General features: G+C 44.4%; 9 protein-coding genes and 1 pseudogene. 7 read left to right on the top strand and 3 right to left on the bottom strand.

Annotation, left to right across the window (positions count from 1 at the left end; translation table 11 throughout):
• The first annotated feature begins 370 nt into the window (after nucleotides 1–370).
• Genes AAGA51_RS10945 through AAGA51_RS10935 form a run of 3 tightly spaced genes read left to right on the top strand, consistent with a single transcriptional unit; the run spans nucleotide 371 to nucleotide 3,098 of the window.
• Nucleotides 371–598, top strand: a complete 228-nt coding sequence (locus AAGA51_RS10945; protein ID WP_042483883.1) for a FeoA family protein — start codon at nucleotides 371–373, stop codon at nucleotides 596–598.
• Nucleotides 598–2,871, top strand: coding sequence for a Fe(2+) transporter permease subunit FeoB (feoB, locus tag AAGA51_RS10940; RefSeq protein WP_042483879.1), 2,274 nt, complete (start codon nucleotides 598–600; stop codon nucleotides 2,869–2,871). The genes AAGA51_RS10945 and feoB overlap by 1 nt, the downstream gene beginning before the upstream one ends.
• Entirely contained in the window at nucleotides 2,868–3,098 is a 231-nt protein-coding gene (locus AAGA51_RS10935; RefSeq protein WP_042483874.1) for a FeoC-like transcriptional regulator, read from the top strand. The genes feoB and AAGA51_RS10935 overlap by 4 nt, the downstream gene beginning before the upstream one ends.
• 101 nt (nucleotides 3,099–3,199) lie before the next feature.
• Here AAGA51_RS10935 and AAGA51_RS10930 read toward each other — a convergent pair whose 3' ends face one another.
• Together AAGA51_RS10930 and argS are read right to left on the bottom strand one after the other, a co-directional pair.
• Nucleotides 3,200–3,628, bottom strand: coding sequence for an HIT family protein (locus AAGA51_RS10930; RefSeq protein ID WP_042483870.1), 429 nt, complete (start codon nucleotides 3,626–3,628; stop codon nucleotides 3,200–3,202).
• Nucleotides 3,629–3,831: 203 nt separating this feature from the next.
• A complete protein-coding gene (gene argS, locus AAGA51_RS10925; protein ID WP_042483867.1) occupies nucleotides 3,832–5,565 on the bottom strand; it encodes an arginine--tRNA ligase in 1,734 nt (577 codons plus the stop codon).
• Nucleotides 5,566–5,789: 224 nt separating this feature from the next.
• Between argS and AAGA51_RS10920 the strand changes: the two genes are divergently transcribed.
• Nucleotides 5,790–6,383, top strand: coding sequence for a VOC family protein (locus AAGA51_RS10920; protein ID WP_042483864.1), 594 nt, complete (start codon nucleotides 5,790–5,792; stop codon nucleotides 6,381–6,383).
• 66 nt (nucleotides 6,384–6,449) lie between these two features.
• Here the strand turns inward: AAGA51_RS10920 and AAGA51_RS10915 are convergent, their stop codons facing one another.
• Nucleotides 6,450–9,227 carry an insulinase family protein gene (locus AAGA51_RS10915; protein WP_042483862.1) on the bottom strand — a complete coding sequence of 926 codons (2,778 nt, stop codon included), beginning with the start codon at nucleotides 9,225–9,227 and terminating at the stop codon, nucleotides 6,450–6,452.
• Nucleotides 9,228–9,603: 376 nt separating this feature from the next.
• Here AAGA51_RS10915 and sixA point away from each other — a divergent pair, with 376 nt between their 5' ends.
• The 3 genes and pseudogenes from sixA to flhF all read left to right on the top strand — a co-directional run.
• Nucleotides 9,604–10,071: a phosphohistidine phosphatase SixA gene (gene sixA / locus AAGA51_RS10910; protein ID WP_042483860.1), complete on the top strand. Its 468-nt coding sequence runs from the start codon at nucleotides 9,604–9,606 to the stop codon at nucleotides 10,069–10,071.
• A 249-nt stretch (nucleotides 10,072–10,320) separates the two neighbouring features.
• Nucleotides 10,321–12,417, top strand: coding sequence for a flagellar biosynthesis protein FlhA (gene flhA, locus AAGA51_RS10905; protein ID WP_042483857.1), 2,097 nt, complete (start codon nucleotides 10,321–10,323; stop codon nucleotides 12,415–12,417).
• 270 nt (nucleotides 12,418–12,687) lie between these two features.
• Nucleotides 12,688–13,959, top strand: a pseudogene (flhF, locus tag AAGA51_RS10900) (flagellar biosynthesis protein FlhF); the annotation flags it as partial.
• Between the last annotated feature and the right edge of the window lie 8 nt (nucleotides 13,960–13,967).

Below are 13,967 nucleotides of genomic sequence, written 5' to 3'. Positions count from 1 at the left end.
CACTTCTGGAATAAATGTCTTCGAGAATGTGTGAAGACGGGAGTGACTATAATCAAACCGTACTTATACCCTTATAAAATTAACGACAATTTTCTATAAGAAAAACGACAACAAAATTTATTGATTTTAAGTTGTTGTTATTAATGGTTTATTTTGTTCTTCATTGAAGAGGAAGAAAAATCAGCACGTTTTAATATTTAAAAGTAGCATTTGAAATTAACGTTTTTGACGAGATGAAGAAGTCATTAAGCATGAGTTGCCATTTTAGCAATGTTTGATTTCACGCAATATTTGTTGGGTTGTAGGGGCGTATTATCCATACATCAAATAAAAATGTTTCTCATTAACACTACGATTGGCGAAATGCATTATGAAACTATCTGACTTAAATGATGGCGACCGAGGCACTGTTCTAGCAATGAACGGTTTGTCTAATGAGGTTAGGAAAAAGCTTATGGTGATGGGGTTATTACCAAACACAGAAGTAACGCTAATTCGTAGAGCACCTATGGGTGATCCGCTACAGGTTGAAGTAAGAGGCATATCGTTGGCAATGCGAGAGAGTATTGCGTCGTCTATTGAAGTGGAGAAAGCATAATGCAATATCAAGTGCTTACAGTTGGTAACCCGAACAGCGGCAAAACAACATTGTTTAACGGCCTGACCGGTGCAAAACAGCAGGTGGGGAACTGGGCAGGTGTTACCGTTGAGAAAAAAACGGGTCGTTACTCCCATTCCAGTGATGAGTTCAGACTGACGGACTTACCGGGAATCTATGCTTTAGACAGTGGTAACGATAGCAACAGTATTGACGAGTCGATTGCTTCAAGAGCGGTATTAACTCATCCGGCGGATCTTATTATTAACGTTGTGGATGTAACAAGTTTAGAACGCAGTCTATATATGACATTGCAGTTGCGTGAACTCGGCAGGCCGATGGTTGTTGTCCTCAATAAGATGGATGTACTCAAGCGTGAGCGTCAACGCATTGATACCAAATTTCTTGCCCAAATGTTGGGTTGCCCTGTCTTTACCCTTTCAGCCAACAACAGAGAGCAAGTTCGTCGTTTCAAAGAGAAACTGCATAAGCAACTTATTCAAGGTATCGCTCTTAAAGATATTGAACTGAACTATGGCGAAAACTTTGAAGCGTCAATTCAGCACTTAATACCATTGTTTAAAGAACAAGATGTGTCTGCTCGTGCTCTTGCCATTCGCGCCCTTGAGAATGATTTAATGGTCATTAATGGCTTGCCTGAAGCTGACCGAGCAGAAGTCTATAAACAGCAGCAAGAATGCAGACTGGATATCGACTTACATGTGGCAGATACCAAATACACTTTCCTTCATGAACAGTGTAAAAAAATTCGTTGTAGCGAAGGTAAGCTGAGCCACAATTTTACTGAGAAAGCCGATAAGATCATTTTAAACAAATGGGTTGGTGTACCTTTCTTCTTCGTCGTGATGTATCTGATGTTTATGTTCTCCATCAACATTGGTAGTGCGTTTATCGACTTCTTTGATATTGGTGTTGGCGCATTACTGGTTGATGGTGGCCACTATCTGCTTGATGATCATCTGCCTGTTTGGCTGGTTACTGTTCTGGTGGATGGGATTGGAGGCGGTATCCAAACTGTAGCGACCTTTATTCCAGTTATCGCCTGTTTGTATCTGTTCTTAGCTGTGCTGGAAAGCTCAGGCTATATGTCACGAGCAGCATTTGTTCTTGATAAAGTGATGCAAAAAATCGGTCTTCCGGGCAAAGCATTCGTTCCTTTGGTGCTTGGTTTTGGTTGTAACGTGCCTTCTATCATGGCAACCCGTACTTTAGATCAAGAACGTGAACGTAAGTTAGCGGCTTCGATGGCTCCGTTTATGTCATGTGGGGCACGCTTACCTGTATATGCTTTGTTTGCTGCAGCATTCTTCCCACAAAGTGGTCAAAACATTGTATTTGCGCTTTATCTACTCGGTATAGTTGCAGCTGTGTTTACTGGATGGGTACTCAAGAAAACATTGTATCCAGGTTCAAGTGATAGCTTATTGATGGAAATGCCAGATTATGAGCTTCCAACACTGCAAAATGTATTGATTAAAACGTGGCAAAAACTAAACCGTTTTGTACTTGGTGCGGGTAAGACCATTGTTCTGGTGGTGGCGATTTTAAGCTTTTTGAACTCTGTAGGTACCGATGGTTCTTTCGGTAACCAAGACAGCGAAGCCTCAGTGTTATCCAAAGCTGCACAGGTTGTGACTCCGGTATTTGCACCTATTGGTGTGAACAAAGATAACTGGCCAGCAACTGTTGGTATCATTACGGGTATATTCGCCAAAGAAGCGGTTGTTGGTACGCTGAATAACCTTTACACCACCGTTAGTGATGAAGAAGGCACCGAATTCGATTTATTGGCGAGTTTAGAAGAAGCGGTGATGTCTATTCCTGAAAACTTAATGGGATTGAGTTTCTCTGACCCACTGGGTATTGAGATCGGTGACCTTTCTGATAATGAAGCGGTTGCACAAGAGCAAGAAGTGGATTCTTCAATTTTCGGTAACTTGAACTCACATTTCGAAAGTGGCAGTGCAGCATTTGCTTACCTGATCATGATTTTGCTCTACACACCTTGTGTTGCCGCTATGGGTGCATACGTTCGTGAATTTGGCAAAAAGTATTCTTACTTTATTGCCGCATGGACAATGGGGTTAGCGTATGGTTGTTCGGCGATATTCTATCAAGCGGTAAACTTCACGAATCATCCGTTCTCAAGTACCAGTTGGATAGTGGCTATTGTTGCCGTCTACTACACCGTGTTCCAAATGCTTAAGAGAGCTGGACGCAAACAGCAAGTTCTTGAGGTTCAAGTGGCATGATTTTGACCGAACTGAAACAGGCGATTGAGGAGCAGGGGAGTATCACTCGTAAGGAACTGGCTAAACGGTTTTCAATCAGTGAAGACGGCGTTGATGCCATGCTCGCTATTTGGATTAAGAAAGGTGCTATTTCTCGTCTGATTGATACCAACGCCGCTCAGTATGTAACGCGAGTTCGCTATGTCATCAACAAGCAAGATGGCCTGTCAGTCACGGTCACTATGTAGTGAAAATGATGTCATTGAAATAAGATGTCATTGAAATAAAGAGAAAGCCGCATTAAGCGGCTTTTTCTTTATTTATCCAGAACCAGTGAGCAAAAGCGATCTTAAGCAGTGACAAAAATTTTGCTCATCGACAGTAAGCTGCGTAGCTTCACCAACATTTCTTCCTGTAGTTCCTCACTACGAATCGTACCCTTGGTATTTCCCCAGATTGGCCCAGGCCAAGCTATATCGTCTTCGAAGCGCGCAATATGGTGGATATGCAGTTGAGGAACCATGTTACCTAAAGCGCCAAGGTTAAGCTTTGCTGGTTGGAATAACGCTTCCAAAGCTTGGTTGACCGCTTGAGATTCGACGAGAAATTGTTGCTGCTCGTTCATTGGTAAATGGTGCAGCTCTTTTAAATTCGCTTTCTTAGGTACCAAGATAACCCATGGCACAGCGTCGTCCTTATGGAGTAGAGCAACACAGAGCGGGAAATGGCCAATCACATCGGTATCTTTAGCAAGTTGTGGGTGAAGGTGAAAACTCATATAGGACATCCATGATAAAAACTGCCTCGATTATATCAATGCCAGCAATGAGAAGAACAGAAGATTGCGCAGAGAATCAGCAACAACAAAATAGATTTTAACGGTCTTGGTGCGTGAGTCGTCTGCGCACTTAGGGGAACGCAAACAAAAAAGGTTGGCATGTCGCCAACCTTTTTCCAGTTTACTTGTATTTATCTATGGTATTACATGCGTTCTAGCGTATTAATACCAAGCAATGACAAACCTTGTTTGATGGTCTTCGCAGTTAACGCAGCCAGTTTCAAACGGCTTTGTTTTACTTGCTCATCTTCAGCAACTAGGATTGGGCATGCCTCGTAGAAGCTAGAGAATTGACCAGCAAGTTCGAACAGGTAGCTACACATGATGTGTGGTTGACCTTCGCGAGCGACTGCTTGTACCGCCTCTTCAAATTGAAGCAGTTTCGCGATCAATGCTTTCTCTTTCTCTTCTGTAACTTTGATGTCACCGCTCAGTTCATCCATCGACAAACCGGCTTTAGCAAAGATAGAAGCAACGCGAGTGTAAGCGTATTGCATGTACGGTGCAGTATTGCCTTCAAAAGCTAGCATGTTGTCCCAGTCAAACACATAGTCAGTTGTACGGTGTTTAGACAGGTCAGCATACTTCACTGCCGCCATAGCTACTGTCGTTGCAATGTCAGCTTTCTCTTCGCTTGATAGCTCAGGGTTCTTAGATTCGATTAGAGCCGCTGCACGCTCTTCTGCTTCATCAAGAAGATCAGCAAGACGAACAGTACCGCCTGCGCGAGTCTTGAATGGACGACCATCTTTACCTAGCATCATGCCGAATGCGTGGTGCTCTAAAGACACTTCTTCAGGGATGTAACCTGCTTTGCGAACAATAGTCCAAGCTTGCATCAGATGTTGATGTTGACGCGAGTCGATGAAGTACAACACACGGTCAGCACCTAGTGTTTCGTAGCGGTATTTCGCACACGCGATATCGGTCGTGGTGTAAAGGAAACCACCGTCGCGTTTTTGGATGATAACGCCCATTGGCTCACCATCTTTGTTTTTGTATTCGTCTAGGAATACAACTTGTGCGCCGTCATCTTCTTGTGCCAAGCCTTTTTCTTTAAGATCTGCAACGATAGCTGGAAGCATGTCGTTGTACATGCTTTCACCCATTACATCGTCACGAGTAAGTGATACGTTTAGGCGATCGTAGTTACGTTGGTTTTGAACCATAGTTACGTCAACCAGTTTCTTCCACATATCTAGACAGAACTGGTCGCCACCTTGAAGTTTTACAACGTAGCCACGTGCTTTTGCTGCGAACTCTTCATCTTCATCGTATAGCTTTTTCGATTCACGGTAGAAGCCTTCTAGGTCAGAAAGCTCCATAGATACTTCACCAGACTCTTGTTGGATACGCTCAAGGTTTGCGATTAGCATACCGAACTGAGTACCCCAGTCACCAATGTGGTTAGCGCGAATGACTTTGTGACCCAAGAATTCAAGTGTACGAACAACCGCATCGCCGATGATGGTAGAACGTAGGTGACCTACATGCATCTCTTTTGCAACGTTAGGTGCTGAGTAGTCAGCAACGATAGTTTGCTGTGCTTCAACTGCCACACCTAGACGTTCGTCAGCCAGCGCAGCTTCAGCTTGAGCAGCAAGGAACTCTTCGCTTAGGAAGATATTGATAAAGCCCGGTCCAGCAATTTCAGTTTTGCTTGCGATACCGTCGAGATCGAGAACATCCAAGACTTTTTGTGCGAATTCTCGCGGATTTGTACCTAACTGTTTAGCAACGCCCATCACGCCGTTGGCTTGGTAATCGCCAAACTGTGCTTTTGCAGATTGGCGAACAGCAGCAGGGCTTCCTGCTGGTGCGCCAGCGGCTTCAAGAGCCTGAGATACTTTGTCATTAATCAGTGCTTGAATATTCACTTGGGTGTCCTTCAATTCTGGGAATTGGTTGCGTATGCATAAAAATCACTACACGGTTGTAAATCACCAGACAATAGTGAATGCATATCTTGATCTAGTTCATAAATTGGCGCACATAATAACAATTTTATTGGCGCGCTTATAGGGAAGAAACTGCGAAATTTACTACTTTTCCGCGTGCTTTTGATAGTATCGGTGAAAAATCATTATTTTGGACGCGTAAAATGCTTCAGCCATTGCTAGATGCAGGTCTTCATCCTAATCAGATGAAACAAAACTTAGAAAATTTTATCGAAAAAATTCAGCAAATAACGACTGTATTGCAGATAGATTTATCGGCCTATCAACTTGATCATATTGCCATGCGGATCAATGAGTTGGAATTGGCAAAGTTGGCGCACCAAGCTTGGGCTCAAGAAGGGGAAGTGATTTCTCAAACCCAAATCAATGGTCGTCCAATTATTGTTATCGCATTTAACCAACCTTTGGTGATTAAAAGTTGGCATATTGAGTGTTTAGAGCTGCCTTATCCCGCAGAAGGTAAGATTTACCCTGATCAAAGTTGGGAACATGTGGAATTTGTCGTGCCATCAGAAGCGCAAACAGCCGATGACTATCTGGCGCATTTGAAACAGGTATTTCCTGATCTTGCCTTGAACTGGGGCAAACTTGCAGACAAAGGTGTCAAAGTGAAGCTATCCAGTCCCAAGGGTGAAGGTGAGCGATTGAATAATCCGACAGTGGCCTTCAAGTGGCAGGGCGTGTGTATTAAGTTACACCCTCATTCGCTAAAAAATATTGTTGAATCAGAACAGTAACTGCCCCTAAATCACACTAAGTCAAAGTAAGGAGTTGTATTACACAACTCCTTATTTCATTGGAATCTAGCCGATATCGTACGCTTTTGGTCTGAGCTGGAATTCTTCCGTTGATCCAATTTCCAGTCCTAAATGAAGCGGTTCACAGTCCTGATGAGCATTGCCAAGCGTATGCATAATGAGTCGGTTGGCCGTTCTTGGTTTAAGTGTATTAACCACGAAACGAATCATATCGGATTTGCTCAGGTGTTTGAGCTCTTCAAGTACGATATCCCGTTGATTGAAGTCCCAATCTTTATTGCCGATCGCGACCCATAAGCGTTGTGCGCGTGTTCTGAGTGTTGGATCTGGCGTAGCAATTTGATTCCACAAGCCGCGTTTACTGCTATGCCATTCGTAATCATTCAGTTCAAGCAGAACCAGATAAAAAGCATTCAGAAACTCATCAATTGAAAAAATGAGATCGCTTGGCGCTGCATTCGGTGACTGAACATAAAGTACCAGACCCGGATGACGGTTCATTGGCATGTTGCCCGTCCCAACCATGTATCCCAACTGCTGTTTGGTACGAATTTCATGAAAGAAGGTGGCTGACATCAAGTGATTCGCCAGCGAATAGAGCGCGATGCTGCGTGGTTCTGTATCTTCACACTGATAGTAAACCACAACCGCTGAATCATCTTGGTTACAGTTCAGTTCACGCTGGAAAGTTCCGCTGTTACCCAACATAACAAGAGGGCGGAGAGATTCTTCGTAAGTTTGGTTTTGTACTCTTAATGCATCTTTGAGCACTTCTGCCATATCGTGCGCGTCTTGTGTTTGCCAGTCACCGTAAACAAACATCTCGACATGCAAGTTGGCAAGAATCAAATCGACGAACTCAGCCAAGTCGTCAACTTCTATTGCTTCTAACGCTTCAAGCAAAGCTGGATACGGCGGATTATTAGGCTGCAATAGCCCCGTCATATTACTAAACAACTGAGAAATGGGTTTGTCGTGAGCCGCATTACGCCAGTTTCGTAGCATTTGTTGCTTGATGGTGTCGAAGCGTTTAGGGCTGAAACTACGCTCGGCGAATTTAGACAAGATCATTTCCATCAACTGAGGTTGCTTCTGACTGAAACCAGAGATGGATAGCGTTACACCACCTTGATGGGCATACATGTTGTAACCCATACCGGCAATTTCTGCTTGGTAGGTCTCTTTCGCCAAAGAATCTAAAAACATCTCAACACAAAGACGTGTTTTCACTATGTTTTGCACATTCGCGACGGAGTGCGGGCTATCAATGGCGATGTAAATCACGCCTTTTGGTACACGAAATTCCGCATCCTGCATGTGCCATAAACGGAAGCCAGGTAAGTCTTGCAATATCTGTGGTTGTGGCTGCGCATCGACAACCGGTTTAGGATCAAGATCGTAACAGATAAACGGGTTTTGAGGCGGCAGAGTCAACGGCCACGTCTTGTCATTCGTACGGTAGATGTTCTGTTGTTCCTCGCTAAAAGGCTCGACAGAATAGGGTGTAAAGTACCAGTTGGCTTCTTTATCGTAATGCTGTCCTTGGGCAATGACAGTGACCCGAAGGTTTTCTGGCGACAAATAAGGCAGAAAACTTCTTAGCAACGCCTCATCGTAACCTCTCATCAGGTAGTCGCCATAAATGGTATCTTCAGCAGCGTAATGCTGCATATTGACGACTAAATGGCTGACAATATCCATAGGACGATTTGTTTCTTGGAAGCGGAACGCCGATTCCAATACCGCACGTTTCTCAAGGTAACGCCACTCCTCCAAGCCTTGCTCTTCAATCATTCGGATATATTGAAACAGTGCCTGAATGATTTCGTCTGTCTTTTTCAAGCCTTTTGCCGTCAGAGTGCAACTGATAGAGAATTCGCGATAATTGCTACCACTGGCACCGCCACCCGCTGAAAGTGACGTAATCCAGCCTTTGTCTTTCAATGCTAACAGTAAGCTGCCTTCACCTTCATAACCGATTAAATGCGCAAAGTAAGACAAGGGCTTGTAAGGATAATGAGCATCCACGTTAGCCATGGGGAAGTTCATTACCAACTTACGAATTTCTTTTAACGGTTCGACTCTAATAGTAATGCCTGTTTGTTCAGGTGTGACAAACGGTTTACTGATTGATTTTCCGCGACGGTGTTTGTTTTCAATGGTTGAAAACTTCTCTTTGACCCATTGTTCCATCTCATCGAGAGTTTGTGGACCCATAAGCGTCAGCGTCATGATGTCCGACGAATACTGCTCGGCATGAAACGCAATAATTTCTTCGCGGATCGATTTTCCTTCTCTGTCACCTAATGTCTCGATATTGCCGACGGAGAATTTTGCAAACGGATGGCGTGGGTTAACCGTCTCTTTTTGTACCTGATATAAGCGGCGAGAGTCGTCATTGAGCTTTAACTTGTACTCTGAATCGACAGCGTGGCGCTCTTTGTCTAACGCTTCTTCATTGAATAAAGGCGCGGCAAAAAATTGACTAAATCGGTCAAGCGCTTTTTCGAATGTGCTGGTTGTTACGTCGAAGAAATAACAGGTGTGCTCTGTTCCTGTCCAAGCGTTATTACTGCCACCGTGCTGGCTGATAAAACTTTGAAAATCACCAACTTTCGGGTACGCCTTTGTTCCCAAAAACAACATGTGCTCAAGATAGTGAGCCATACCTTGGCGATCAACAGGGTCATCAAAATGTCCTACGTTGACCGCAAGTGCAGCAGCAGATTTTTGCGCACTTTCATCTTGGATCAACAGCACCCTCAGCGCATTTGGCAGAGTGAAGTGTCGATAGCGGTTTGAATCATTAGGACTTATGTGCACAGAGAATCTCCGGAGTAGCACGAGATCTTAAGTATGGCGCTGATACTACTTACCGCAAATACGAGATCGGGTTTTTATGAGCTGGATATTTATAAACGAGAGCGCTTATAAACTTGGAACTTTTAATAACACATTGTCATTTTAGTCTTTTCACTGGGTTTTTAACAGACTGATAGTTTTGAAATTAACCCTAATTTGAGTTCGTTAAGAGATAAATGCGATGAGTAAGCCTAGACTCAACGGAGATAGATGGCATGAGAGTTGCGTAATATAAAGGACTCACAAATTGCGGCAAAAGTGGTCGCGAAGTAGGGTAAAAGGTGATTATAATCGCCGCCAAGCAGCAACAGACTGCATTAAACCTAAGGTAAAAAAGATGAAAATTTTTATTATGCGTCACGGAGAAGCCCAGCATTATGCTGCCAGTGATGCAGAGCGAGCCTTGACGGATAGAGGTCGGAATGAGTCTGTCGCTGTAGCCAGAGCCGGCGTGATTCAGAAGAACATTACCCATATAGACAAAGTCTTTGTGAGCCCTTACTTGCGCGCTCAACAAACTTGGCAAGAGATATCGCAACACTTTTCGGCAGACATGGTTGAAGTGTGTGAAGAGATAACGCCATATGGTCAGTCAGAAGATGTTTTCGAGTTCGTAGCTGCTTGTATTGAAGCTGAAAACCTGACATCTGTACTGTTGGTGTCGCATTTACCTTTAGTTGGGTATTTGGTTTCTGAGTTTGTTCCGGGAATGGTTGCACCTATGTTTCCGACTTCCGGATTAGTCTGTATTGATTATGATGTCGCCGCTCGCAAAGGTGAGCTGGTGTGGAATATCCATCCCTAATCGAACAAAACATGCTGAGGCTGCCGCAAGGTGGCCTTTTTTGTCTCTAGAAATTTTGGTGATTGATATTCGCTGTCTTCTAATAAGCAGCCATTAATTTGGCGCATTAGCATGGACTGAATATTGCATCCTCTGGCTAAAGTGTTGTCATTTAGAGGCTTTTTGCGAGCTTGGCTTTGTGAAATCAGCAAACTAAATACTTCAAACCGAATTCTTCAATTTTAGTATTAACGAATAGTTTATAGGCCTATGAAGTTTACTCTGCCATTTGCGGATAAGTTACCTTCCATTCCACAGCGCAGCATGCCAGCGATTGGCGCTCCTATTATGGTGCTTGCGACTCTTGGCATGGTCGTTTTACCGATTCCTGCCTTTTTGTTGGACTTATTTTTTACCTTCAATATCGCGTTGTCGATGGTAGTGTTGTTAGTGACGGTTTATACCCGTAGACCTCTGGATTTCGCCGCATTCCCGACAGTACTGCTTATTGCAACTTTGCTTCGCTTAGCCTTGAACGTAGCTTCAACACGTGTGGTTTTGCTGAAAGGTCATGAAGGAGGCAACGCCGCAGGTAACGTTATTGAGGCGTTTGGTAGTGTGGTAATTGGTGGCAACTACGCCGTTGGTCTGGTGGTGTTCCTCATCCTGATGATCATCAACTTTATGGTTGTCACCAAAGGTGCGGGGCGTATTTCTGAAGTTAGTGCTCGCTTTACCTTGGACGCTTTACCCGGTAAACAGATGGCGATTGACGCCGACTTAAACGCAGGCTTGATTGATCAAGAACAAGCGCGTACCCGCCGTTTTGAAGTAACCAAAGAAGCGGATTTCTATGGTTCGATGGACGGTGCTTCTAAGTTCGTTAAAGGGGATGCCATCGCTGGTATTCTAATCCTGTTTATTAACATTATCGGTGGTTTATCTATCGGTATGGCTCAATATGGTTTGGGCTTTAGCGAAGCAATTGAAATCTACACCCTATTAACAATCGGTGATGGCTTAGTCGCTCAGATCCCGTCGTTATTGCTTTCTATTGGCGCAGCAATCATGGTAACGCGTCAAAATACCGATGAAGATATGGGTGAGCAGGTTATCTTCCAACTGTTTGATAACCCGAAAGCGCTGATGATTACTGCTGTAATACTCGGTGTTATGGGTATTGTTCCGGGAATGCCGCATTTTGCTTTTTTACTACTGGCAACAATTGCGGGTGGTTCCGCATACTGGATTCAACGCAAACAGAAAGCAGCAAAAGAAGAAACAACCAATCTCCCTGCCACATTGGATGGCGACGCCCCTTCACAGAAAGAGCTTTCTTGGGATGATGTTCAGCCAGTGGATATCATTGGTTTAGAAGTGGGTTATCGTTTGATTCCTTTGGTCGACAGAGATCAAGGCGGAGAGCTACTTGAGCGTGTGAAAGGGGTACGTAAAAAGCTATCGCAAGACTTTGGTTTCCTTATTCCTGCCGTGCATATTCGTGACAACCTAGAACTTACACCGAATAGCTACCGTATTACCTTAATGGGCGTTGCTGCTGGTGAAGCGGAAATTCGCCCCGATCAAGAACTCGCTATAAACCCGGGACAAGTCTACGGAATGATTGAAGGTGAACGTACCTTTGACCCTGCGTTCGGCCTTGAAGCCGTTTGGATTCGTGAAGACCAACGTGAACATGCTCAGGCTTTGGGATATACCGTTGTAGACTCCTCAACCGTACTCGCGACACATTTAAGCCAATTGCTAACTAACAACGCTTCCCAGCTACTTGGTCACGAAGAAGTGCAGAACTTACTAGAAATGCTTGGACGTTCGACACCGAAGCTGGTGGAAGGATTTGTGCCTGATCAGCTCTCTTTGGGTGTGGTGGTGAAAGTTCTACAGAACTTGTTGAATGAAGCCATCCCTATTCGAGACATTCGAACGATAGTTCAGACACTTTCAGAATATGCCAGCAAGAGTCAAGAACCTGACATCCTCACAGCGGCTGTGCGTATATCATTGAAACGCCTAATCGTTCAGGAAATCAATGGAATAGAGCCTGAACTACCTGTAATTACATTGATACCTGAATTGGAACAAATATTGCATCAAACAATGCAAGCTTCAGGTGGTGAGTCTGCGGGTATTGAGCCTGGACTTGCTGAAAGGTTGCAAATGGCATTAAGCCAAGCAACACAAGAACAAGAATTGAAAGGTGAGCCAGCGGTATTGCTCACTTCAGGTGTTCTCCGTTCGACACTGGCTAAGTTTGTGAAAAATACTATTCCTAACTTACGTGTCCTTTCGTACCAAGAGATACCTGATGAGAAACAAATTCGAATTGTGCAGGCGGTAGGTAATTAACTGTTGTTAGATAATTAGTTCGCCTCACGTTAAAGACGGATATCAGCTTTGAAAATAAAACGATTTTTTGCCAAAGATATGAAAACTGCGCTACTCCAAGTCAAAGAAGAGTTGGGCGTGGATGCGGTGATCATGTCGAATAAAAAAGTCGCTGGTGGTGTCGAAATCGTGGCGGCCGTGGATGGTGAGCCGTCTGCGTCTCCAGCTGTATCACAGCCGAGAACTCAACAGCCTTACAGCTCCCAACCAAGATTCAGCAACAGTCAGGTTTCTCAATCTTTGACCAGACAGCCTGCTCGACGTGAGCTGGAAGAAGATCGCGTCAGCTTACAGGCGAGCGCAGCCGAAGGTCGCTCAATGACGCAACGCTTCGCTAATATGCTCAAGCAGTACAGTAATGGCGCGATGCCCGAACAAGACGCTCGCCGTGCAGAGAATGAAGATTCTCTTTCTGCTTTACTACAGCGTCAAAGAGAAAACAGCCATCCAACTCAATCAAGTGCACCGCAATCTAAAGTAAGTCGTTGGGCTGAGGACGAAGAGACGAATCGCGAGCAGCGTAAACTGCGTTTAGATCCATCTCGCTTTGAGCGCAATCATCCTGAAGAAGCAAAAGTTTCTGCACAAGATTTAGAAAATATGCGTGAAGAGATGACTTCAATCCGTCGTCTTTTAGAACATCAAGTATCCGGCCTGATGTGGCAAGAAGTTGAACGTCGTGAACCACTTCGAGCAATGCTGATTAAACGCCTTGAACGCATGGGTGTATCACTTGATTTAGCTGACCAATTGGCTTGCTATATTCCGGAAGATACTCCTCCACCAAAAGCTTGGAAAGCCTTGTTGGGCTTAGTGTCAGACCAAATACCCGTAGTGAAGCAAGACATCTTAAAACGTGGCGGTGTGGTTGCGCTTTTAGGTCCGACCGGGGTGGGTAAAACGACCACTGTGGCTAAGCTTGCAGCTCGTGCAGCAATGGAGTTTGGCTCCGATAATGTTGCACTGGTAACGACAGATACCTACCGAATCGGCGCACATGAACAGCTGTCGATTTACGGAAGAATTATGGGTTGTCCTGTAAGAGTCGCTAAAGATTCCAAAGAGTTAGCCGAAGTAATATATCAGTTGAGAAATCGCCGACTCGTTTTGGTCGATACCGCTGGTATGGGACAACGTGATGTTCGCTTATCCGAACAGCTAGATACCTTGATGCAAGAGAGTGGGGAAGTGATTCACAGCTACCTTGTTCTGCCTGCAACAGCGCAGAGAAAGGTACTGCAGGAAACCATCGAACACTTTAGAAGAATTCCTCTTTCAGGTTGCATCATGACTAAGCTCGATGAATGTTTGAGCTTAGGTGAGTTTGTCAGTGTGGTAGTTCAAAACTCACTACCTGTCGCTTACATAGCGAATGGACAACGTGTACCTGAAGACATTGTGCTTGCTCAGCCTAAATACATGGTGGCAAAGGCAAACGAATTACTAGAGAAGTCGACAGAAAATGAACCTCACTATTGGAATAGTGATTCAGAGAGATTCTAGGCGGCGTA

Source organism: Vibrio diazotrophicus (assembly GCF_038452265.1).
GTDB lineage: Bacteria > Pseudomonadota > Gammaproteobacteria > Enterobacterales > Vibrionaceae > Vibrio > Vibrio diazotrophicus.
Note: the sequence above shows the minus strand (reverse complement) of the source record. Positions and strands in the feature narration are given on the sequence as shown.

Coding starts and splice junctions, on each gene's coding strand:
- AAGA51_RS10945 (WP_042483883.1), top strand. CDS start 371: ATGAAACTATCTGACTTAAATGATGGCGACCGAGGCACTGTTCTAGCA.
- feoB (WP_042483879.1), top strand. CDS start 598: ATGCAATATCAAGTGCTTACAGTTGGTAACCCGAACAGCGGCAAAACA.
- AAGA51_RS10935 (WP_042483874.1), top strand. CDS start 2,868: ATGATTTTGACCGAACTGAAACAGGCGATTGAGGAGCAGGGGAGTATC.
- AAGA51_RS10930 (WP_042483870.1), bottom strand. CDS start 3,628: ATGAGTTTTCACCTTCACCCACAACTTGCTAAAGATACCGATGTGATT.
- AAGA51_RS10920 (WP_042483864.1), top strand. CDS start 5,790: ATGCTTCAGCCATTGCTAGATGCAGGTCTTCATCCTAATCAGATGAAA.
- sixA (WP_042483860.1), top strand. CDS start 9,604: ATGAAAATTTTTATTATGCGTCACGGAGAAGCCCAGCATTATGCTGCC.
- flhA (WP_042483857.1), top strand. CDS start 10,321: ATGAAGTTTACTCTGCCATTTGCGGATAAGTTACCTTCCATTCCACAG.